At 46.5% G+C, this 21,748-nt stretch carries 18 protein-coding genes; 7 read left to right on the top strand and 11 right to left on the bottom strand.

Annotated features, from left to right (window positions below; genetic code table 11):
• The first annotated feature begins 11 nt into the window (after positions 1-11).
• The 4 genes from AC3ITG_RS18840 to AC3ITG_RS18855 all read left to right on the top strand — a co-directional run bounded on the left by AC3ITG_RS18840 (position 12) and on the right by AC3ITG_RS18855 (position 6,474).
• Positions 12-1,292: a Gfo/Idh/MocA family protein gene (locus AC3ITG_RS18840; protein WP_489251008.1), complete on the top strand. Its 1,281-nt coding sequence runs from the start codon at positions 12-14 to the stop codon at positions 1,290-1,292.
• Between the two features lie 83 nt (positions 1,293-1,375).
• Positions 1,376-3,013 carry a response regulator gene (locus AC3ITG_RS18845; protein ID WP_489251009.1) on the top strand — a complete coding sequence of 546 codons (1,638 nt, stop codon included), beginning with the start codon at positions 1,376-1,378 and terminating at the stop codon, positions 3,011-3,013.
• 18 nt (positions 3,014-3,031) lie between these two features.
• Positions 3,032-4,762 (top strand): sensor histidine kinase, encoded by a 1,731-nt coding sequence (locus tag AC3ITG_RS18850; protein WP_489251010.1) that lies wholly within the window; start codon positions 3,032-3,034, stop codon positions 4,760-4,762.
• Positions 4,759-6,474: an extracellular solute-binding protein gene (locus AC3ITG_RS18855; RefSeq protein ID WP_489251011.1), complete on the top strand. Its 1,716-nt coding sequence runs from the start codon at positions 4,759-4,761 to the stop codon at positions 6,472-6,474. The genes AC3ITG_RS18850 and AC3ITG_RS18855 overlap by 4 nt, the downstream gene beginning before the upstream one ends.
• A gap of 172 nt (positions 6,475-6,646) precedes the next feature.
• On the opposite strand, the gene AC3ITG_RS18860 is transcribed toward AC3ITG_RS18855, so the two are convergent.
• Both AC3ITG_RS18860 and AC3ITG_RS18865 read right to left on the bottom strand, forming a co-directional pair.
• A complete protein-coding gene (locus AC3ITG_RS18860; protein WP_489254496.1) occupies positions 6,647-7,402 on the bottom strand; it encodes an SDR family NAD(P)-dependent oxidoreductase in 756 nt (251 codons plus the stop codon).
• A gap of 312 nt (positions 7,403-7,714) precedes the next feature.
• Positions 7,715-8,287 carry a TetR/AcrR family transcriptional regulator gene (locus AC3ITG_RS18865; protein ID WP_489254497.1) on the bottom strand — a complete coding sequence of 191 codons (573 nt, stop codon included), beginning with the start codon at positions 8,285-8,287 and terminating at the stop codon, positions 7,715-7,717.
• A 240-nt stretch (positions 8,288-8,527) separates the two neighbouring features.
• Here AC3ITG_RS18865 and AC3ITG_RS18870 point away from each other — a divergent pair, with 240 nt between their 5' ends.
• A complete protein-coding gene (locus AC3ITG_RS18870) occupies positions 8,528-8,974 on the top strand; it encodes a hypothetical protein (RefSeq protein ID WP_413372027.1) in 447 nt (148 codons plus the stop codon).
• A 46-nt stretch (positions 8,975-9,020) separates the two neighbouring features.
• Complete coding sequence (locus AC3ITG_RS18875) at positions 9,021-9,473, top strand: hypothetical protein (protein ID WP_489251012.1); 453 nt, start codon at positions 9,021-9,023, stop codon at positions 9,471-9,473.
• Between the two features lie 252 nt (positions 9,474-9,725).
• On the opposite strand, the gene AC3ITG_RS18880 is transcribed toward AC3ITG_RS18875, so the two are convergent.
• From AC3ITG_RS18880 to AC3ITG_RS18915, 8 genes are all read right to left on the bottom strand, one after another.
• Complete coding sequence (locus AC3ITG_RS18880; RefSeq protein WP_413372029.1) at positions 9,726-10,091, bottom strand: hypothetical protein; 366 nt, start codon at positions 10,089-10,091, stop codon at positions 9,726-9,728.
• Between the two features lie 187 nt (positions 10,092-10,278).
• On the bottom strand, positions 10,279-11,208 hold the full coding sequence (gene rbsB / locus AC3ITG_RS18885) for a ribose ABC transporter substrate-binding protein RbsB (RefSeq protein WP_413372031.1): 930 nt from the start codon (positions 11,206-11,208) through the stop codon (positions 10,279-10,281).
• 14 nt (positions 11,209-11,222) lie between these two features.
• The gene (locus AC3ITG_RS18890; protein WP_413372032.1) at positions 11,223-12,194 is read right to left on the bottom strand and encodes an ABC transporter permease subunit; all 972 of its coding nucleotides are present in this window, start codon (positions 12,192-12,194) and stop codon (positions 11,223-11,225) included.
• 1 nt (position 12,195) lies between these two features.
• Entirely contained in the window at positions 12,196-13,677 is a 1,482-nt protein-coding gene (locus AC3ITG_RS18895) for a sugar ABC transporter ATP-binding protein (protein ID WP_489251013.1), read from the bottom strand.
• Positions 13,678-13,692: 15 nt separating this feature from the next.
• Positions 13,693-14,094, bottom strand: a complete 402-nt coding sequence (gene rbsD / locus AC3ITG_RS18900; RefSeq protein ID WP_489251014.1) for a D-ribose pyranase — start codon at positions 14,092-14,094, stop codon at positions 13,693-13,695.
• On the bottom strand, positions 14,091-14,972 hold the full coding sequence (gene rbsK / locus AC3ITG_RS18905) for a ribokinase (RefSeq protein ID WP_489251015.1): 882 nt from the start codon (positions 14,970-14,972) through the stop codon (positions 14,091-14,093). Before rbsK ends, rbsD begins: the two co-directional genes overlap by 4 nt.
• Positions 14,965-15,954 (bottom strand): LacI family DNA-binding transcriptional regulator, encoded by a 990-nt coding sequence (locus AC3ITG_RS18910; RefSeq protein ID WP_413372036.1) that lies wholly within the window; start codon positions 15,952-15,954, stop codon positions 14,965-14,967. The genes rbsK and AC3ITG_RS18910 overlap by 8 nt, the downstream gene beginning before the upstream one ends.
• Positions 15,955-16,398: 444 nt before the next feature.
• Positions 16,399-17,862: a DHA2 family efflux MFS transporter permease subunit gene (locus tag AC3ITG_RS18915; RefSeq protein WP_489251016.1), complete on the bottom strand. Its 1,464-nt coding sequence runs from the start codon at positions 17,860-17,862 to the stop codon at positions 16,399-16,401.
• A gap of 530 nt (positions 17,863-18,392) precedes the next feature.
• Between AC3ITG_RS18915 and AC3ITG_RS18920 the strand changes: the two genes are divergently transcribed.
• Entirely contained in the window at positions 18,393-18,818 is a 426-nt protein-coding gene (locus AC3ITG_RS18920) for a MaoC family dehydratase (RefSeq protein ID WP_413372038.1), read from the top strand.
• A gap of 101 nt (positions 18,819-18,919) precedes the next feature.
• On the opposite strand, the gene ppsA is transcribed toward AC3ITG_RS18920, so the two are convergent.
• A complete protein-coding gene (ppsA, locus tag AC3ITG_RS18925) occupies positions 18,920-21,535 on the bottom strand; it encodes a phosphoenolpyruvate synthase (protein WP_489251017.1) in 2,616 nt (871 codons plus the stop codon).
• Positions 21,536-21,748: the final 213 nt, after the last annotated feature.

Raw genomic sequence — 21,748 nt, forward strand, 5'->3', positions numbered from 1 at the left:
GGTATATCTCCATGAAAAAAATAAAGCTTGCCCTGATTGGAGCAGGCGCCCGAGGGCTGCTTAGCTATGCTCCCTATGTACTCGCCCATTCGGACGAGGCCGAATTCGTAGCGGTCGCCGAGCCGGACGCGGCCAGGCGGAACGAAGCTGCGAAGCAATTCGGCTTGGCATCGTCTCAACTTTACGAGTCATGGGAGCATCTGCTGGCACAGCCAAAACTCTGCGATGCCGTCCTCATCTGCACGCAGGATCGTATGCACTACGGGCCAACCATGGCGGCACTGGACCGGGGCTATCATGTACTCCTTGAAAAACCAATGTCAAATGATCCTCTGGAATGCTTAAAGATGGCGGAGGCGGCCGATCAAGCGGGACTTCTACTCACCATCTGCCATGTCTCTCGTTATGCTTCCTTCTGGCAGAGACTCAAACATTTATTGGCAGGCGGTGCAATTGGCGAGATCGTGTCGATTCAGCACAATGAGAACGTAGGCTACCTCCACTACGCACACAGCTTCGTCAGAGGCAACTGGCGCAACGATCAGTTGGCCAGCCCAATGATATTGGCGAAATCCTGTCACGATATGGATCTGATCCGGTGGCTGATTGACGACGAGTGTGTACGCCTCAGCTCATTCGGTTCGCTGAAACACTTTCAGATCAGCGAGGCACCTGAAGGATCGACGGAACGGTGCACGGACGGCTGCGCGGTGGAAGCCAGCTGTCCTTACTCCGCCCCCCGTTTCTACATGCAGCCGCTCGAAGACAATGGCTTCGCAGCACTCATCGCGACTCCTCCCACAGAGACGAATCGAATGAACGCTATTCTTCACGGGCCCTATGGGAGATGTGTGTACCGGACGGACAACAACGTCGTTGATCATCAGATCGTTAACATGGAGTTCGCAGGTGGTTCCACGGTGATGTTCAGTATGTGTGGCTTCACGCGCGACATCAACCGCATTGTCCAAATTATGGGCACTGGGGGAGAGATTCGCGGCGATCTGCTGAAGGAGGAGATCGATCTGTTTGAATTCTCCAGTGGGAAGCGCAGTATCATCACCACGTCCGCTGGTGCAGCTGGACACCAAGGCGGTGACGAGGGTATTATGAGTCGGTTCCTGGCCGATCTGCGCGAGGGAAATCATAGTGGCACACTCACCTCCGCTCAGGCCTCGCTGGACAGCCATCTGATGGCATTCGCTGCCGAGGCGTCAAGGCTGAGGCAGGGATTAGTCGTCGAGATGAGCGAATTCAAGGCAACGATTCTGGCGTCTTCAGCCTGCAATTGACAAAGGAACAGTTCTGCTCAGATAATAAAAAGGTTGAAGATACCTCAACCGTAACAAGCGAAAACTGACTGGGGGATTTAAGCATGTATGAGCTACTAATTGTTGATGATCATGCTCATCTCGTGGACAGTCTCGAACGCACCATGCCGTGGGAAGCTCTCGGCATTGGCAAGGTTCACAAGGCTTTCTCTGGCGAAGAGGCACTCGAACATTGCAAGAGCTATCCCGTCGATATTATCATCACCGATATTCGAATGCCCGGAATCTCCGGCCTGGAGCTGATCGAGCATATAAAAAAATACGACAAACACTTCAAAAGCATCCTGCTATCCGGCTACGGCGAATGGGACTACGCACAGGAGGCGATCAGACAACAGGTGGATGGTTATCTGCTCAAGCCAGTCGACCAAAGAGAGCTGGCCGACATGCTGCGCCAACTTACGGAAGCGCTTCATCTGGAATGGGACGAACGGGGAAAACAGGTGAAGGCAATGAGCATGCTCAGCGAACATATGCCATTGTTTCGAGAAAAGCTGCTTATGGATCTGCTTCAAGGTAGAAAGCTTCCTCCCAAACTGCTCGAAGAAAAAATGGCTTATTATCGGCTGCCGTTCTGTCCGAGCGACGAAACTGCAATATGCCTCCTCCGCATTGAATCGTCTGCTGAGGAGTTGAACTGGAAGGACCAGTCCCTGCTCTCCTCGGCCGTCGCAAATATCGCTGAGGAAACCTTCTCGGAATTGTTCCATGTCTGGCACGGGCGTGATGCGTACGAGCATGAAGTCTTTGTTCTCAAGGTACGGGAAGAGTCGTGGCTAGCGCGGGAGAAGGAACCGGAGCTTAATCGACAGCGGTCCCTCGAACATTTGGCGGCCAGACTGCAGCAGCACGTCAGGCACTTTCTCAAAAGCAGCATTTCAATCGTCGTGAGCCACTGGCAGGTCATGGCTCACGGCCTGCGTGAGACTTACCAGGACTCACTGGCTATACTCACCCGCCATCTTGGCGGTGAGACAGACCTCTTAATCCGCCTACAGGACGCCTTAGTGCCCGAAAAGCCCTACCGCGTCCACAGCCTTTACGAGTCTCCCACGATGATCCAGTTGTTTGAAATTTACCAATGGGAGGCGATCTCTACCAAGTGGGACGCCATTTTCCTTGAGGTGACAAACAAACGAATGGATTCACGGGAAACGCTACTTGAGCTCTATTATCACGCGATGGGAGCCTTCAGCTTTTTTGCCCACAAAAACGGACTCAGCCTGCTTAAGATCATCCCTCCAGAGCTGGACAAGGCCACTGAAGCCAACCGTTTCCGCCATATGTACCAGCTTCAGGATTGGATAGTACTCACGCTCGACCGATTGCGGGAGATGACCAAAAGCGAATGGAACAATGAGCAAGTAGCGCTCATCCGTAAGGTCCAGCAGTTCATCACCGCGCATCTCGCGGACGCCACGCTGCAGACGGCAGCGGATCACGTCGGCCTGCATCCCGCGTACCTGTCCGCTCTGTTCAAAAGTAAGGCAAGCGAGAATATTAGCGAATATTTGTACAAAGTGCGCATGCAGCGCGCGCGGGAAATCCTTATCGAGCAACCAGAACTCAAGGTTAGCGACGTTGCGACGGCAATCGGCTACCATAAGCCGCAGTACTTCATCAAGTTGTTCAAAGAGCATTTTGGACTGACACCGCAAGACTTCCGTCATCAATCCTCCTGACCGAACGGGGACATTATAATGAAACTAACCATTTTCACAAAAATTGTGCTTGTCATCTTTCTACTGCTCGTCTCTACCCTGCTTCTGTACTACCTGACCAATCGCTCCAGCGTGCGGCTCATTAAGCAGGAAATTCAAAGAGTGAAGTTGAATGAGCTTACTTTCCTGGCCGGAGACATCGACAACAATCTGTCCAAAGTATCGTCCTTTAGCGATTTTCTCGTACTGGACAAAGATGTGCGACTGCTTGCGACTCCTTCCTTTCTGGAAGGAGATTTTGAGCTGAACAAGTTGAAGCTGAGGGTATCGGACAAGTTGAACCTTTTGCATGCCCTGAACAACTGGAACGCCGAATTCATGGTGATTTACGATGAGGATAGTTCATCTTTCTCCTCAACGTCCTCTTCGTCAAAATTAAGCGAACTGTACCTGGAGACGCACTTCCGTCCGTTCTGGCAGTATGAGCAGACGGGCGATGGCACGTATTTAACGTATTATTTGGCGCATCCGTACACCTTCCGCTTTGATCCGGAGGAAGTGTCTTATGTCGTCAGGGCCAAGATCGACACCAAAAATGTACTCGCCTACTTGGACCGTGCCAAGGGAACGAACGACAACAGCGCAATCTTGTTGTCTGCGGCCGGGGATGTGCTGGCAAGCGACACAGAGAAGCTTCCTTTCATCCGTGAATTGACAAGCCAACTTGAGGTTGGTAAAGAAGTGAGTGGTAACCGACTTATTAAACTGAACGGTGAGCAATACCTCGTTAATTTCACTGCTCTGAGTAACTTTAAAGATTGGTACATTGCGGACTATACCCCGATAAGTGAGGTACTCAATCCGATCTATGCCAATCAGCGTCTCTACTACTTCTCTAGCGTTTTCCTGCTTCTGTTCAGCATCCTGCTCGCCCTGCTGTTATACCGGGACGTGCAGATTCCGATACGTAAACTGCTCTGGGGCGTCAGGAAGATCACATCCGGCCAATATTCCATCACGCTCCACCAGGAAAGTAATGACGAATTCATGTATTTGTTTGAGCGCTTCAACGAAATGTCCAAGGAAATCAAAGAATTAATTGAAAGGGTTTACATGGAACAGATCCGCTCCAAGGAGGCAAAACTGCGGCAGCTCCACTCCCAGATCCAGCCGCACTTCCTGTACAACTCGCTTGCGTTTATCAAGAGTATGACCGAATTAGACGAGAAGCAGGCCGTCATTGACATGTCCATAAGCTTAAGCCGTTATTTCCGGCAAACGATCAAGTTCGAGAACACATATACAACGGTACGGGACGAGCTTGAGCTCGTCCGGTTATACCTGACGATCCAGAGCCTTCAGATGGACCGCTTCGTTTTCACCATTGATGTCGAGGAGCAGCTCCTCGATATACAGGTGCCGCGGCTGCTTCTACAACCTCTCGCGGAAAATGCCATTCTGCACGGCATTGAGTCGCTGCGCATGGTTGGGGACATCCGAATTAGTGGCTATTCCAACGGAGAATATTGTGAGCTGATTGTGGCGGATAACGGCTGTGGTGTCGAGCCCGGTCAACTCGACACGCTTCGTAATGCAATCTACTACGGCACGGACGCCAATACTGCGTGGGCGCTTCACAATGTATATGAGCGGATGAGAGCGTTGCTCGGCTCGGAGGCCGATATGGAGCTGGCTAACGGAGAACTGGGCGGACTTCAGGTGACGTTGCGCTGGAAAGTCGTCCGTGAACAGGAGGCAACAGAGATATGAGAAGCTGGAAATGGTTGAAGCAGACAGGGCTATTTGGCCTCGCAATCATCTTGTTCCTCGTCGTCATGATTTTTTCGTTCATCTTTTGGGAAGATCCAACGGGACCCTCCCAACTAGAGGAGAAAGAGAACACGTCTGTAGGACCTGCCCCTTCGTTCATCGATGGAAAATATGAGTCTCCTGTGGTCTTGACGACCGTTGGGCATTTGTACCCGGACATCGAGTTCAAAAACGGTGAGGATCTGCAAAACAACGTACTGAGCCGACTGTTTGAGGACAAGCTCGGCATCAAGGTGAGCTACCTCTGGACGACGACTGGTGATGAGGACGTCTACATCAATAAACTGAACACCTTGATCGCGACCGGTCAGTCCCTTCCCGACATCGTCACATTCAAGGGTGGACAAAATATGTATCCGTTGCTGCGCTCCGGTGCCTTCCGCGACGTAGGAGAGTTGTTCGAGCAGTATGCCTCACCCAAGTGGAAAGCAGCCATGGCGCAGGCACCCGAGTCGTGGGACCGGTACATAATCAACGGCAAAAAAATGGCAATACCGATCCTCGACGGCAAGATGAATTCGAATGAGGTATTGTACATCCGTCAGGATTGGCTTGATAAGCTTGGTTTGAAGGCGCCCACCACCCTGGAAGAGATGGAGTCCGTCATGGATGCGTTCGTTCATCTTGACCCGGACGGCAATGGTAAAGACGACACCTATGGACTTAGCATCAGCTTGAAAAATTCGTTTTTCACCTGGATGTCGGATGCGGGCTTCGTGTTTGGGGCTTACGGGGAAATGCCGGACGTCTGGAGCACAGACGCGGACGGGATGCTGTCTTACGGCTCGGTCCAACCAAGTGTTCGGCAAGGTCTAACGACGTTAAAACGCTGGATGGAGCGAGGCTACATACCGAAAGATGCTGAGATTCTCGATGAGGTTCAAGCGACGGAATCATGGAAGCTTGGCAAGGCAGGCATGATTGTGGCGCCGCTGTGGGCGGCCGGATGGCCGTTAGGGAACGTGACTGCGAACGAGCCGGACGCCCGGTTCGAGGCGTACCCGATCCCCCTCGGGCCGAGCGGCTTATCCGGTACGCGTGGCACGCCGCCAGAATATGGCGCAATTGCTATCAACGCAGATATGGCGAATCCCGAGATTTTTTTCAACTATATGAACTTTGTTTATGACAACTTCATTGATCCTCCTGCTGGCTCACCGTATCGCTGGGGAATCGCTGAAGGCTACGACTACGGCTATGAGGATGGCAAGGTGACATTCCTGGAAAGCCAGGTTCCGGGTGGCTTTGCAGACCCCCAGAAGTATCTCTTAAGCCTGTCTCTCCCCTCGGTCCCTAACTTGCTCAGTGAATCGATTGCTCGCATCAACAGTGGTGCATCCGATCAGACGTCATATGACATCAAAAATAAGCTGCTCCGTACACCTCAGGAGCTGAGGGGCTGGCAAATCGTAGAAAGCAATCCCTCCGTCTATAAGACAGATGCCTTCACAGGAGCTCCGACGCCTACGATGGAAAAGATCGGTGACGCCCTTGACGAGTTACTGCATGACGCGATGCTCAAAATCGTATATGGGCAGGAGCCGCTGTCAAGCTTCGATCTCGTCGTCGTTAGATGGCACGAGCTAGGTGGCGATGAGATAACTGAAGAGGTGAACGACTGGTACACATCGCTGGGAAAAATCAATCAATAATCGTTGTTTTCTGTGGGTTATCTAAAAATTGAAACATCGTTTGGATCTGAGCAGGTATATTCCTTTCCAGGGAGAGTGCGGGAATTTCTTTTCTATTAAGGAAGCCAACCTCTAGGATCAGATTAAAAACATGGCGCACAATGTTTAGTTGTACGCCATGTTTAATGAAATATTAATGCAGTGCTCCTATGATTGGATAGATTGGGCTTCTCAGATTGAAATTGTAGTTCAGGTCTACAATCCCTACTACTTCGCTGTTATCATATAGATCTAACATGAAACCTGCCATTTCTTTGGCAGTGTGGTATTTAGACATGTTTGCTTTGTAATCAAAATCTTCTGTATCTAATGATTTCTTCACGAATTCCGTTTCCGTTATAGCTGGAGCTAGGACCTTTGCTTTTAGATTTGCACCTTTTATTTCAAGTTCTTTGGCAAGCCCTTCTGTGAAGGCACTAACGTAAAATTTCGTTGCTGAATACGCAACACTTCCAACAGCAATGGCATATCCAAGTGCAGATGCGACGTTAATTAACTGAGCTCCCTCTACATCTGCATAATCTCGCACATAGAGTGTGGAAAGGATCGTTAGGGACTCAATGTTCACACGCAGCATGGTTTCAACTTTCTCCAGATTCTGTTCTGCTACAAAAGAACCTTCACCGAGCCCCGCATTGTTAATCCAAGTCTCAATTTGGTATTCCTTAAGAGTGTTATAAAGTGTGTATACCTGACTTGTATCCGATAGATCACTTGTATGAGCAATAACATGTACAGCAGGATCAATATTCTGAATTGCTGATTTGAGTTCTTCTAATTTGTCCAATCTTCTAGCTACCAAGATTAAGTTTTTGCCTCGTGCAGCAAACGCCAATGCTGTCTCATATCCAATCCCTGAACTTGCACCCGTGATAACTGTATATTTCAGCATATTTTCTCCTTCTCAACATGTATTTTAGTATAGATAAGCTTTCAATATTAATTTAGAACGATCATTCTTAATTGTGTAAAAAAAACAGTTAGATCTAACTTGCTATTTAGAATATCATTTCTAGAACGAACAGTAAAGAATTATTTTCTGACTACTCTATAATGATGTTGGAACAGGGAACTATGAGTTTTGCCAGACATGCGATACAAGTTCTTTATAATGTTAACAGGATAAGAACCTGTATCACTAAAACAAACCAGCCTTCATGGAGACAACTCCCTCTTTGCCTGCCATATTATAACTCCACTTTCAATCTAAAACGGATAGTGTCATTTCCATAATATTTTTTAATTTTTGCTGATCCGTTGTGGTCTTAACCAACGTTCGTATCCCCACCCAAGCATTCATTAAATAATGTGAAATAACTACAGGGTCAACGTCAGCCTTGATTTCACCCGTTTGTTGGCCTTCCAAAACAAGGTTTCTCAACAATTCCTCCGTTCGCAAATAACTCTCATTAACCAAGGATGCAACTTCAGGATCCAATACGCCCAGTTCCACGCCTGAGTTTACAAGAAAACATCCTAAAGGTTGTCCTTCATTTCTTATTGTTGAATCAAACAAAGCCCGAATGATCTCTTTGATTGGTTTTTGTGTATCAACTAAAAAGCTCATTTTGTTGGTCTGCTTCGTTTCATATCGTTCAAGAGCTTTCATAAATAGAGCGTGCTTATCCCCAAACGTATCATAGATACTTCTGCGGTGAATGCCCATAAATTCAACCAAATCTTGCATTGAGGTTTTCTCATATCCTTGGGTCCAAAACAAGTGTATTGCTTTATCTAATACTTCATTAACTTCAAACTCTTTTGATCTTGCCATCATCATCACCTCGAATAATTATTATACATTTAAGTGCACGATTGGGAAACTCGCCTTGTTGCAGAGCTATAAGGTTAATTTCGAAGGAACAATAGCATCATGTCCCTCGATTCGTATTTTTCCAATAGCCATAATAGTTGGGTTGTTTTCAAAATCATAGAAAATCATTACCATTTAGCTGACAACTCTTTGAAACTAGCTACATAAGATATAACAAAATTATAGATTGGAGGAATTGCTATGGTTCGTACGCATGACGCCCGTACTTCGCTCGGGTCTAACGGTGTTGCTCCATTTAATGTCCCACTCGCTCCAAATACGCCTACTTTGGTGGGTGTCCTTGGGCTAAACATTGTCAATCCAGGATTAGTTATTCGCACTCAGTTTAACGGAACCTATCGGATTTCGGTAGCAAATTTGTCCTCACAACCTTCTTCAATTCGATTTGAAATTTTCAGAGGCTCGACCTATACAGGCACGCCAATTTATGTCGTTTCCCAACCCATATTTCCTTCTGTGGGAAGCATACTGGCAAGCTTCGATGGTTCTGATTACAATGTGCCTCCTCCTCCTTCCGGGCAGCTTATCTATTCTTGTTTTGTGACATTTGTTCCGGCATCCCCATCAGAGCAAGCCAGCCGCGTTGGACCAGAATGTTTCAATGCGGTTGCATACAGCGACGATTAACTCATTGCTAATAGGACTCTATGAAAATACGGAAGGAGGAATTTTCATGGTTAAAACGTTAGATGCACGGACTTCCCAAGGCTCCAATGGGCAGCATGTTTTAACTCCCAGCTTCACGAATGGTGTCCCGCTATTGTTTGCCCAGGTTGGATTGCAGATCAGCAACCCGGGTATGTGGATCCGGACTTTTTTTTCGGGGATAGTCGAAGTTACGGCAAGTCAGTTGCCTGTTAACGGGAATCTTGTCATAGAAGTATACAGGGGGTTAGGCGGTTCGCAACAGCTTGTATATCGGGCCACTACAACTGTATTGGCCAACCCTTTTTTCAGTCCTTGCATTTTAAGCTTTACCGGTTCGGAGTACAATGTCCCACCCCCTGGCAATGGACAGCTCGTCTACTCAGCGTACGCCACATTCTCCTATAATCCAATTTACAATGTGAGTAACGTACGCTTGGGGCCTGAAAGTTTCAATACAACCGTTTATTCTGATGATTGAGTCAATATGTTTGAACCATATTATGAAAATAAATTAAACCATCTCAATTATTGAGATGGTTTTTTGGGATCTTTTTAATTTGATTTCTCCACACTCAGCGAGTAGTATACCCATGGTCCACAATTGCACTCTTTCAATAAAACCTGATCCTTCAGCTTTCACTTAAGCTTACATTCAATTATTGCTATCAATATAACTTTAGCGATTTCCAATGAAACCAAATTTTGTTCATAATCAAGCTTCAAGAGCAATTTATTTTTCCACAACGTCATCCATGGCCTGAACAGCCAGTTCAAATGCTTTAATTCTTCTTTCTATAAGCGTTTTTTGAGGGCTACCGGTTTTTGACTTATCATACATGTTATCAAGTAATGGTAATAAACCAGCCAAAACATTGCGAGCTTCAGTTAAATCTTCCTCGGTGTAGTGATGAGGTTTTAGATTCCAAGCAGTTTCCAACATAGCTAAGCCGATGTACAAAGCGTTGAGGCGTTTATCTAATAAGGTAGTGTTACTACCTTTCTGAGACATATTAGCCAGGGCGTTTTCCGATTTGCGGATTGTCGATTGAAAGGCTTGAAATGATTCCATTTTAACTTCAGTTGATACGTTTTCCATGTATTGCAGACCTCTCTTTATATCTGAGATTCTTATTCCGCTCACTCTTTCGCTCTGTTACATAATAGGTGTGAAAGTCAGCAATGTAAAGTTGTAATTCTGTAACTGTGGTCCCGTCCGAAGCGGGTGAATACAAAGCGAAAATCCCGCTCTGGAGTTTTGTCCAGAACGGGATTTACAAGGATATTTAGTTGTTTGCGTTTTCCTTGGTCACCAGCTTCAATTCAGCCGGAATCGATTTCTCTACCTGCTTGCCGTCCAGCACGTCCAGAGCAGCTTGCACCGCCAGCTGGCCAATCAGTACTGGCTGCTGAGCGACCGTTGCCGTTAACTTTCCATCCTGAATGGATTTGATCGCATCATCGTTGCCGTCAAATCCAATCACAGGAATGTCTTTACCGGAGCTTTGGATCGCTTCGATCGCGCCCAGTGCCATCTCGTCGTTATGGGCAAATACCGCCTGCACGTCAGGATTCCCTTGCAGCAGATTCTCCATCACATTCAAACCTTTGGAGCGATCGAAATCGGCAGACTGTTTGGCAACCACATTGAGTTTTTGGTCGGCAACCTCATGGAAACCTTTCCCCCGCTCTCTTGTTGCGGAAGCTCCGGGTACACCCTCAAGTTCAATCACCTTTGCTCCCTCGCCAAGATGTTCTACGAAATATTCCGCCGCCATTTGTCCACCTTTGACGTTATCCGATGCGACCAACGCTGCCACGTCGCCTTTGTCGGCCGAACGGTCAAGTGTAATCACAGGAATACCCACACTATTGGCAGATTGAACGGCCGTGGAGATCGCCGCTGAATCCGCAGGGTTAATCAGCAGGGCTTCTACCCCCTGTTGAATAAGGTCATCTACATCATTGGTTTGTTTGGCTGAATCATTTTGTGCATCAACCACGATGACCTGAATTCCTTGTTTTTTAGCTTCTGCAACTACCCCGTCTTTGAGGGAAACAAAGAAGGGATTATTCAACGTGGAAACCGACAGGCCGATTTTTTTCTGTCCATTACTTCCGGCAGAGTCGGGCTTGGCCCAACCCGGAGGCTCCAGAGAGCATCCTGCCAGAACGATCATCATTACGCTTACAAGCAATAGGGTTAGTTTTTTCATGTTCGCTTCTCTCCTTAAGCCGTTTTCTTGCGGTCCAGCAGGACAGCGATGGCAATAACGACGCCTTTCACAACCATTTGATAAAACGAGTTCACTCCGAGCAGGTTCAAACCATTGTTCAACACGCCGATAATCAGGACCCCAATCAATGTACCGACGATCCGTCCTCTACCGCCTGACAGGCTTGTTCCGCCCAGAACAACAGCAGCAATAGCGTCCAGTTCATATGAAGTACCTGCTGTTGGCTGCGCAGAATTCAGACGGGAGGTCAGAATCGCGCCTGCCAGCGCTGACAGCATACCTACCAGAGAGTAAATCATGATTTTCACGCGATGCACTTTAATACCTGAGATAATGGACGCTTTCTCATTGCCACCAAGCGCGTACGTTTTACGGCCGAAAGCCGTTTTGTGCAAAATCATCCACAGAATCGCAAAAGTAATCAGCATTGTGATCGCTGGCACCGGTATACCAAGCAGATAACCACGACCGAACAGTTGGAACAACAAGCTGTCGCCCAATCCAGTAATCGGATTACCGTTCGTATACACCAGAGTCAATCCCCGGAACACCGTCATCGTCGCCAATGTAGCAATAAACGGAGCCATCTTGCCCTTCGTAATCATCAGCCCGTTCACCATACCCATGACACCGCCGAGCGCAACCCCAATAATGATCGACAGAATCGGGTCCAGGCCAGACAGCATCATATTGGCTACAAAGGCGCTAGATAAAGCCAGAATGGAGCCCACCGACAAGTCGATGCCGCCTGTCAGAATGACAAATGTCATACCAAAGGCAATCAGCGCGTTAATCGAAACCTGGCGCAATAGATTCAATATGTTAAGCGGTTCCAAAAAGCTTGGATTCAATACCGATACGATGATAATCAGAATGATCAGTCCGAGCAACGGACCTAATTTCTGTGTTAGATTCGTCAAGCGGAAACCGCTTTTGGCGGGTTGGTTTTCCTGCAAAGTTGTCATATCATTGTCCCCCTGTAGCCAATGTCATAATGTTTTCCTGTGTTGCCTCTTCTTTTGCCAGTTCACCGCTAATACGGCCCTCATGCACAACCGCGATTCGATCGCTCATGCCGAGCACTTCGGGCAGCTCGGAAGATACCATAATGATGGCAACTCCGCGGTCTGTCAGCTCGTTCATCAACTGATAAATCTCTCTCTTGGCTCCAACATCCACGCCACGTGTCGGCTCATCCAGGATGAGCACACTCGGTCCAATGCCGACCCATTTGGCGATAACCACCTTCTGTTGGTTGCCCCCTGACAGGTTTCGTACCGCCGTTTCGGATGATTGCGTCTTGATTTGCAAACGTTTGATGAGCGTATCGACGAATTCCTGTTCTTTCTGAGTCGAGATGAACCCCTTACTTGAGAAGCTGAACAGATTGGGTAAGGCCATATTCTCACGAATGGAGAAATCTAATACCAAACCTTCATCCTTCCGGTCTTCGGTAATAAATCCAATTCCATGTCTAACCGCGTCGGCAGGCTTCCGAATATGAGCCTTTTTGCCTCGAATCATAATTTCGCCACCGTCCAAAGGTTCCAAACCGAAGATTGCCCGCATGATCTCTGTCCGTCCCGAGCCCATCAGCCCGGAGAATCCGAGGATCTCGCCTGCTCTTACCGTAAAGCTGATATTCTGGAACAATTCTTTGCTGCTTGCGTCCCGTACTTCCAGGACCACTTCACCGTACGAAGGATTTCGTGCCGGATAACGTTCCGTTAGCTCCCGCCCGACCATCTTCCGCACCACTTCGTCAAAACTCGTCTCCGGGATCGCCTTGGTGTCTACCGTTTTGCCGTCACGCATGATCGTAATCCGGTCGCAAATTGTGAAAATCTCCTCCATCCGGTGCGAGATATATACGATGGAGACACCGTTTTTCTTAAGAGAAGCGATCACGCCGAACAACTTCTGGATCTCCCGCTCCGTAAGCGCTGCGGTTGGCTCATCCATAATGATGACTTTGGCATCGGTCATCAGTGCCTTGGCAATTTCAATCATTTGCTGCTGACCGACAGAACATTCCCCGGCAGGACGGTCCAGCGGGATCTGCACGGAAAGCTTGGCAAACTGCTCAGTGGCAAGCGCTTTCATTTGTCTTGTGTTCAGCAATCCAAAAGACGAAGTTATTTCCTTACCTATGAAGAGATTATCAAGCACTGTCATTTCTGGCCAAACGTTTAACTCTTGATGAATAAAAGCAAGCCCCATCTTCTCAGCTTCCTTCGGATTGGCAAAATAGGTTTCTTTGCCGTCAATGGAGATGGTTCCCTGATCCCGCCCATGAAGACCAATCAAAATGTTCATTAACGTGGATTTGCCAGCCCCGTTCTCTCCCATCAGGGCATGAACCTCGCCTTCTTTCAGATCGAAATTCACCCCGCTTAGCACTTGGTTTGTACCAAACGCTTTATATATGTCTTGCATCTGAATATGCATGATACCGTCCCCCTTTTAACCGAAAATGACGCCCGATTGTAAGATGCAATTGGCATACGGCGTAGCTTCTCCCGTACGAATGACTACTTTGGCATTCCGGGTCAATGCCTTAAATTGTTCATGACTGATGGAAACGTCAATGGCTTCATCGCCAAATTTCTCAGAAATGAATTGCAAAGCCTCTGGATTCCCTGCCTTGATCTCTGTTGCCAAAATCACTCTCTCTACGACCATATCGTCCGCTATAAGCTCCACGACCTCTTGAAAACTCGGTGTCCCCAGTTTCAGGGACAAATCGATTTTGGGTACCCCTTCCGGAACCGGAAGGCCAGCATCCGCGATGACAATCGTGTCCGTATGACCCAGATCAGACAGCACCTTGGAGATATGACTGTTCAATATTCCCTGCTTCTTCATTTCAGGCTTTCCTCCACTTCATCCCGTGTCGGCATGCCTCCTTGCGCCCCGAACTTGGTCACAGATAGCGATGCAGCCCGGTTGGCGAATCTAATGCTGTCTTGTAGCGGTTTGCCTTCCGCCAGAGCAACCGCAAATGCGCCGTTAAACGTATCACCCGCTCCGGTTGTATCCACTGGTTCCACCTTGTAAGTAGGTACAACAATTTCCTGCTCCCCGTCAAAGTATCGAACTCCGTTGCTGCCCTCCGTAATAAACAACTTGTTTGGATATTTGCGCAGCGCCTCTGCCGGAGTCATGCCCTGAAACAATATCTCGGCCTCATGCTCATTCGGTGTGATATAAGCAGCTTTGTCGATGACATCATCCGGTACTTTTCTAGCCGGCGCTGGATTCAACAACAGGGGAGTTCCGCTTTGGGCGCAAATCTCGCTGACACGAACAACGGTTTCCTCCGGAATTTCCTGCTGAATCAACACAATATCGGCACGTTGGATCACTTCTGCCGCTTCATCGACATAGGCTGGTGTAACTTCGCGATTTGCCGCTTCAACCACCACGATACTATTATCACCTTCAGCCAGCACGATATGAGCCGTACCGCTCCCCATATGTGTAACCGGTTTCACATTCTGCATATTTACAGCGTTTGCTTTGAAATTATTTAAAATAGCCGTACCGAAAGCGTCATCGCCCACCCGGCCGATCATGGAAACGTCGGCCCCCAGCCTTGCGGCAGCGACTGCCTGATTTGCTCCTTTGCCGCCCGGAACTGTTTTGAAACTGTCGCCAAGAACGGTTTCACCCGCCCCCGGCCGCCTTGCAGAAGTAACAACTAAATCCATGGAGCTGCTGCCAATTACGCATATTTTAGCCATCTGAATTCACCTTTCTTGTTGTGCCCCGTTCAATGAAACTGACCGGAAGCTGTATGTGTTTGTTTTCGATTGGAGCTTGTTCCACCAGTTTGATAAGCAAACCGGCAGCTTCCCTTCCCATCTCGTATGCCGGTTGGCGAATGGTCGACAATGCAGGAGATAGCAAGCTGCTCATCGGGATATCGTCGAAGCCGATAATCTGCATATCCTCAGGAACTTTTTTTCCAATTCGCAGTGCCTCGTGCAGTACTGCCATAGCTGCGATGTCATTACTTGCAATGACTCCGTCCGTATCGCCATACTTGCTGAAAAGCTCATCGGCCCATAACCCAACATCGTTAAAGGAAAATGATGTCGTTTGGATTACGCGGTAATCCAGACCCGCCTGACGTATGCTCTCGATTGCACCTTCAAAACGGTCCTGTGCAGGTTTGATATGTGCCGGTCCCTGCATAACTGTAATTCGGCGGCTTCCGCGCTTGATGATCTCCCGTGCAGCCAGACGTCCACCCTCTCTGCCATCCGCATATACGGAAGGACTGTCCAGAGGTGTTCTGTCAAGAAACACCACGGGAATTTTCAAGTTCTCATATATTGAAGAATGAGGGTAATTCGTTGAAGAGATTACGCCGACTACATTATTCTGGATAAAAGTCTGGATATAATCCTTTTCCTTCTGTTCATCCTCATCACTATTTCCGAAAATCAATCTGAAATCCTGCTCCTGCATCCGGTCCTCTACGCCGCGTGCAAGCTGCGGAAAGTAAGGGTTTGCAATATCCGGTAGCAGCAGGCCAATCAATTTGGACTTACGCTTGTATAAAGAGCGGGCCACTTCATTGGGAGAGAAGTTAAGTTGCTTGACCGCTTCCTCCACTTTCTTGCGAGTGTCCGCATGAACATAACCTCTTTCATTAATGACCCTTGATACGGTGGCTACTGAAACGCCAGCCAAATTAGCTACATCTTTTATTGTTGTCATGAACGTTCACTCCTATGTGTAACCGGTTACAGATATGAAAATATCATATTTTTTTTAGTTTGACAATCCTTTTGTTACTGGAAATTTATCCAAGTTATCTGATAGAGACCTGATTACAGCTGTAACATTATGCCATAGCATCATCATGAACAGATCAATATATTCAAGCAAATTAAACAAGTTCCATCCGTTGCAACTCAGGTTATTGGCTAGATTATCGCCTAATCCGGGGGGACTGACTCAGTTGTCTTGGGGTACACCATCTCATGGCTGAGAAGTTGCGGATCTGGAATAAGCAAACCGATTATAGGGGATTCTCCTTCTAGGGGATCGGTGTTTTCGGAAATCGAACTGAAATGAGCTAATCTTTTCAACTCTAGACATGAACTAAAAAAAAGCCGCTAACTTAGCGACTTTTTTTAAAGGGTCATTGTTTTGTCCATGTTAGTTCAGGCGATTGACCACTACTCTTTTGATGAAAAGGGAGAGTACAAACCCAACGAGGGCAACGATCATGCCGAATATGAACGCATCCTGTACACCGGCAGTCAAGGAAAACGGGATAAGTGAAGGGTCGTTTGGATTCGTGGCTTGACTCATATATTTCGCTTGCCCATTACTCATTACGCTGACCGCAACAGCTGTACCAATCGCACCAAATACCTGCTGCATCGTGTTAATAATTGCCGTTCCGTGCGGATAAAGCTGCGGTGGAAGCTGGTTGAGACCATTCGTTTGGGCAGGCATCATGATCATTGAAACGCCAATCATCATAATAGCATGAACCGTGATAATAAAGGCGACCGAGGAAGCCAGCGTAACTCCAGAGAATAACCAAAGTGCCACAGCTACTAAGACAATCCCTGGAAGGACGATCCATTTGGGTCCATATTTGTCGAACAGCTTGCCCATAATTGGAGCCAAAAGTCCGTTCAATGCACTCGCGGGCAGCAGGATCAGACCTGCGCTAAGCGTGGAGAAGGCAAGCCCTACTTGCAGGTACATTGGCAGCACGAGCATCGAAGATAATATGACCATCATGCAAAGTGCCACCATAAGAGCGCCGATTGCAAACATCGGGTACTTAAATGCGCGCAGGTCAAGCAATGGATTGGATATTTTCAACTGGCGAATTGTGAAAAGAATAAGAGCAACAAGACCGATTGCAAGAGATATTACGACAGTAGAACTGGTCCATCCCCCATCTCCTTCACCAGCGCTACTGAAACCATAGACGATACCTCCAAAGCCGAGGGTCGACAGTAACATGGATAGTAAATCAATGCGCGGCCTGGTCGTTTCGGAAACATTTTGCATCGTGATAATCCCAATGATCAGGGCGATAGCAAGAAAAACGAATGAAAGCCAAAAGATATAATGCCAGTTCAGGGCTTCAATGAGCAGTCCGGCAATTGTCGGTCCGACCGCAGGGGCGAACATGATAACGAGCCCAACTAGGCCCATTGCTGCACCGCGCTTTTCGATCGGGAAAATGAGCAGTATCGTATTGAACATAAGCGGTAGTAAAAGCGCAGTTCCTACTGCTTGAATAATGCGCGAAACCATCAACACCCCGAAGCTTGAAGCAACTGCTCCAATCAAAGCACCGAGACATGAAAATAAAAGTGATGTCACAAACAGCTGCCTTGTTGTAAAACGCTGAATTAATAGGCCTGATAACGGAACTAGAACCCCCATGGTCAGCAAATAGCCTGTTGTCAGCCATTGAATGGTGGCCGATCCAATGTTGAATATCTGCATCAAATCGGTAAGCGCGACGTTTAACGCCGTTTCACCGAACAGACCGATGAACCCACTCATCAAAAAAGCAAGAACGATGGGAAATACTTTAATGTCTTTCTTGGCTGCTTTAAATCCAGCTCCAGATGTGGCTGTAGAAGCTTGCATTATTTACACTCCTTTAGTTCTGTTATGTATCTCCTCTACCCACCCTTCTCCATAAAATAATGTTGCTTCCAGTCCACTAATAATGATTCTCATTATCGATATACACAGTGTAGCAATTACTCCTACAAATGAAAATACACAAATCCCGAATGCGATATGTATAATTATCTAAATCATGCTTGAAAATGTTTTCATTAACGCAAAAATACAGGGAGACTTAGCAATGGGTATAGAAGTATACTACCTGTACGGGCTATGTTGATTACTGACATTAATACATAGCTATAGGATTTAAATCTTCCGTGAAAGTCCTAAAATTTCAACAAGAGGATATATGAAGTATAATCAAATGTTTGCCTAGTTGATCCATGTTTAAATTTGCTTAGTACTCATTTTGGGCACTAAAGAATTCAATAGTTTTTGTGCAACCTCTACATGGGTATAATAGAACCTAAGATCCATGTTCTAGGTGATCCTACTTGCCTTAAATTCGACTTATCCTTTAGAGTAGCTATTGGAGGTGTACATCATTGAAATTTAACGAGTATGTTATAGGCGAGACCTATAGAACAGAGTCTATTCAATTGTCAAAGAAGGATATTATTGATTTTGCAAAAATTTATGACCCTCAATATATGCATATAGATGAAGCCAAAGCCAAAGAAGGCCGCTTCGGCAGCCTCATTGCTTCGGGTATGCAGACGATGAGCACATCTTTCAAACTTTGGGTGGAACTCGGGATATATGGAGAAGATGTTGTCGCAGGAACCGGTATGAATAACATAAAGTTCATCAAACCTGTGTTTCCAGATGATGAAATCAGTGTTCTATCAGAAGTGATTGAATTGGCTCCAAGAAGGAGCAGTGGTGGAATTGTCACCGTGCTGCTTACTACTTTTAACCAAAATAATGAGAAGGTCTTTCAGGCAGAATTAAGTGCTCTGATTAGTAATTGAATTTGTACGATTCGTTTCCGTTGTTGACTTTGAAAACAAAAACGATCGCACATCAGGTCTGATGCGCGATCACTACTGTACAATCTCAATTCGTATATCATTTACAATATTTCGATATATCCTTCTGTCCCATGTACCCGAATTCGCTGCCCATCTTTTATTCGTTGGGTAGCATTCTCCACTCCGACAATGGCTGGCAATCCATATTCACGCGCAATCACAGCTCCATGGGTCATCAGTCCACCCACTTCGGTAACTAGGCCTTTTATAGAAACAAATAATGGTGTCCAGCTCGGATCAGTATAGGGAGTCACTAGTATATCTCCATCTTCCAGATCAGCATCTTCAATATTGAAGATAACACGTGCACGGCCCTCTATCACTCCGGAAGAAACAGGCAGGCCGACAATGGCTTCGGCTGACATATTTTCACGTTTATACTGACCTGTAATGATTTCACCATCAGACGTGAGCACGCGAGGTGGAGTTAGCTTTTCATAGATTTTGTAATCGTCTTTCCGTTGGGTAATGATCTTCCCATCCAGTTTATTGGTGCGTACAACTTCACGAAGTTCTTCAAAAGTGAGAAGGTATATATCTTCTTTTTCGGCAATAACGCCCGCTTGTGCAAGTCGTTCGGCTTCTTTCAATAAAGCCTGTTTATATACGAAGTAACGATTGATCATGCCGTATTTGGGATATTCCCGATAACCGATGAAGTTGCGAACCAGGTCAATCATTCGTTTCGTTTCCTTGGCTTTTTGTTCACCATCAGGCAATAGCTTCAATCGATCCAATATTTCCTGTTCTTTCTTCAACGCTTCCTGTCGTCCCTGCTCAAATTTCCGTTTGCTTGCATTAGGCTCAAAGTTTTTGATGTTACCCAGAATCAACGGTACAAGTGTAATGGGTTTTTCCATCCAACGGGTTCTGGTCAGGTCGATTTCTCCGGCACATCGCATTCCGTATTTGTCCAGATAATCTTGGATTGCGTCCCTTGTTTCCTGTCCACCCTCAACCTTAACCAGTTCATCCATAAAGTCATCCTCTTTCACATGCTGTAAATAAGCAATGACTTCAGGATAGGGACGAATTACATCTGCAACATCCAGTAATGCCAGACCCATTTCCGAAGTGATATTGTTAGGTACAGATTGAGACAGCGTATCTGCTGCATTTTTCTCACCCAACCACTCTTTCATGTTTTCATTGATCCATGCTGAAGCATTCATGGCAGTCATAAATACATTTGAGCTTTGTGGGTCAGATAGAAATTTCTTCAATTCTTGCAGATCTTCAAGGATAAATTCAAACAAATCCAATCCAGATTTGTTTTGGATACTCCTTTTTAACATCTCTACTGAGGCTTGATTGCTCTTAATCAAATCAGAGACGATGGTCGATTCATTTTCAATATGTGCTTGAAAACCCTCAGACGTGCTCTGTAGATTGTTAGTACGTGGAGTTGGTGCTGGCTGATCAATAGGTAACGATTTTATGAAATTCCCGCGCTCGATTACAGTTGTAAGTGCGTCCTTAAGGAGCGGATCGGATTGTCCCATGGTATTTATGAAGTTTTCTCTCATGACAGGCGAAGCCAGCCTAGGCGTAATATCAACAAACAATCTTCCACCAGCTATACGCATGGGTGCCGGAGTCGTTAATAGAAAGAAAGATAAGCCCAGCGGTTTCATGGGATCAGTCATCATTTGTTGATGACCCACAGATAGGTACACATGATTTTCTTGGTCACTCGCTTCAGGAATCGGGTATAACGTTGTGATTGGCCGACTTTGGACTATATAAAACGTATCATCCGCCAAACACCATTCGATATCTTGCGGAAAACCAAAATGAGCTTCGATCTGTCTTCCTATACGTGCCAGTTCTAAAATTTGTTGATCAGTAAGTGTTTGCGTCTTTTGCAGAATGGGATCGATCTGATGAGTATACGTTCCACCATCTTTGCGTCCATAGATAGCCAACGTTTTGGCAGCTATCCTCTTATCGACAATTTCACCTTCCCGTACTTTATAACAATCGGCAGATACCAAGCCGGACACCAGCGCCTCACCAAGTCCAAAACTGGCGTCGATGGAAAGCAGTTTCCGGTTGGATGTAATCGGATCAGCCGTAAATAAAATCCCTGAGGCCGTTGGGGAAACCATCTTTTGAACGATAACGGACAAATGAACTTGAACATGGTCAAATCCATTTTGAATACGGTAGATTACTGCGCGATCCGTAAACAGGGAAGCCCAACATTTGCTGATATGCTGCATGATTGCTTCTTTCCCAATGATATTTAAGTAGGTGTCTTGTTGACCCGCAAAAGAGGCATGTGGTAAATCTTCAGCGGTCGCACTGGAACGCACTGCATACGCATGCTCCTCTCCAAACTTGGAGAGATGGTGAGTAACTTCTTTTTCAACATCGGAAGGGATTTCTACGCCTATAATAAGTTCCCTTATCTTCCTGCTGATTTCACCAATTTGCTCTCGTTCTTCTACTTTCAACAAGGTTAATTGATCCAGCAAAGCATGATACGTTTCATTTTGTTCAATGGCTTTTTGATATCCGACGGTTGTAACACAAAATCCATCGGGGACCTGTACTCCTTCAACCTTTGATAACTTCGCTAGATTTAATCCTTTTCCACCAACGAGCGCAAGCTGCAATTTTTCCATTTCCTGAAACCTGATAACCAAAGAACTCATTCCGTATCTCCCCTAACCAATAAATTGAGAAAAAAACATTTGACAAAGAGTTTACCGCCATGATAAGATTTAAATATAAGATAAGATATTTATGTCTAATTATCTCAGGAAACTGTAATCTGATTATATCATTGTGTTTGTTTATATACAATATTGAAGAACCGGGGATAATCACCCAGGTTCTTTTTTTGATTTTAAATAATATTAATCCTA

It is taken from the genome of Paenibacillus sp. GL_099_B (assembly GCF_057835695.1).

What these genes read in the sequence shown, in the direction of transcription:
- AC3ITG_RS18840 (WP_489251008.1), top strand. Translation starts at nt 12, where the DNA reads ATGAAAAAAATAAAGCTTGCCCTGATTGGAGCAGGCGCCCGAGGGCTG.
- AC3ITG_RS18845 (WP_489251009.1), top strand. Translation starts at nt 1,376, where the DNA reads ATGTATGAGCTACTAATTGTTGATGATCATGCTCATCTCGTGGACAGT.
- AC3ITG_RS18850 (WP_489251010.1), top strand. Translation starts at nt 3,032, where the DNA reads ATGAAACTAACCATTTTCACAAAAATTGTGCTTGTCATCTTTCTACTG.
- AC3ITG_RS18855 (WP_489251011.1), top strand. Translation starts at nt 4,759, where the DNA reads ATGAGAAGCTGGAAATGGTTGAAGCAGACAGGGCTATTTGGCCTCGCA.
- AC3ITG_RS18865 (WP_489254497.1), bottom strand. Translation starts at nt 8,287, where the DNA reads ATGGCAAGATCAAAAGAGTTTGAAGTTAATGAAGTATTAGATAAAGCA.
- AC3ITG_RS18870 (WP_413372027.1), top strand. Translation starts at nt 8,528, where the DNA reads ATGGTTCGTACGCATGACGCCCGTACTTCGCTCGGGTCTAACGGTGTT.
- AC3ITG_RS18875 (WP_489251012.1), top strand. Translation starts at nt 9,021, where the DNA reads ATGGTTAAAACGTTAGATGCACGGACTTCCCAAGGCTCCAATGGGCAG.
- AC3ITG_RS18880 (WP_413372029.1), bottom strand. Translation starts at nt 10,091, where the DNA reads ATGGAAAACGTATCAACTGAAGTTAAAATGGAATCATTTCAAGCCTTT.
- rbsB (WP_413372031.1), bottom strand. Translation starts at nt 11,208, where the DNA reads ATGAAAAAACTAACCCTATTGCTTGTAAGCGTAATGATGATCGTTCTG.
- AC3ITG_RS18890 (WP_413372032.1), bottom strand. Translation starts at nt 12,194, where the DNA reads ATGACAACTTTGCAGGAAAACCAACCCGCCAAAAGCGGTTTCCGCTTG.
- AC3ITG_RS18895 (WP_489251013.1), bottom strand. Translation starts at nt 13,677, where the DNA reads ATGCATATTCAGATGCAAGACATATATAAAGCGTTTGGTACAAACCAA.
- rbsD (WP_489251014.1), bottom strand. Translation starts at nt 14,094, where the DNA reads ATGAAGAAGCAGGGAATATTGAACAGTCATATCTCCAAGGTGCTGTCT.
- rbsK (WP_489251015.1), bottom strand. Translation starts at nt 14,972, where the DNA reads ATGGCTAAAATATGCGTAATTGGCAGCAGCTCCATGGATTTAGTTGTT.
- AC3ITG_RS18910 (WP_413372036.1), bottom strand. Translation starts at nt 15,954, where the DNA reads ATGACAACAATAAAAGATGTAGCTAATTTGGCTGGCGTTTCAGTAGCC.
- AC3ITG_RS18915 (WP_489251016.1), bottom strand. Translation starts at nt 17,862, where the DNA reads ATGCAAGCTTCTACAGCCACATCTGGAGCTGGATTTAAAGCAGCCAAG.
- ppsA (WP_489251017.1), bottom strand. Translation starts at nt 21,535, where the DNA reads ATGAGTTCTTTGGTTATCAGGTTTCAGGAAATGGAAAAATTGCAGCTT.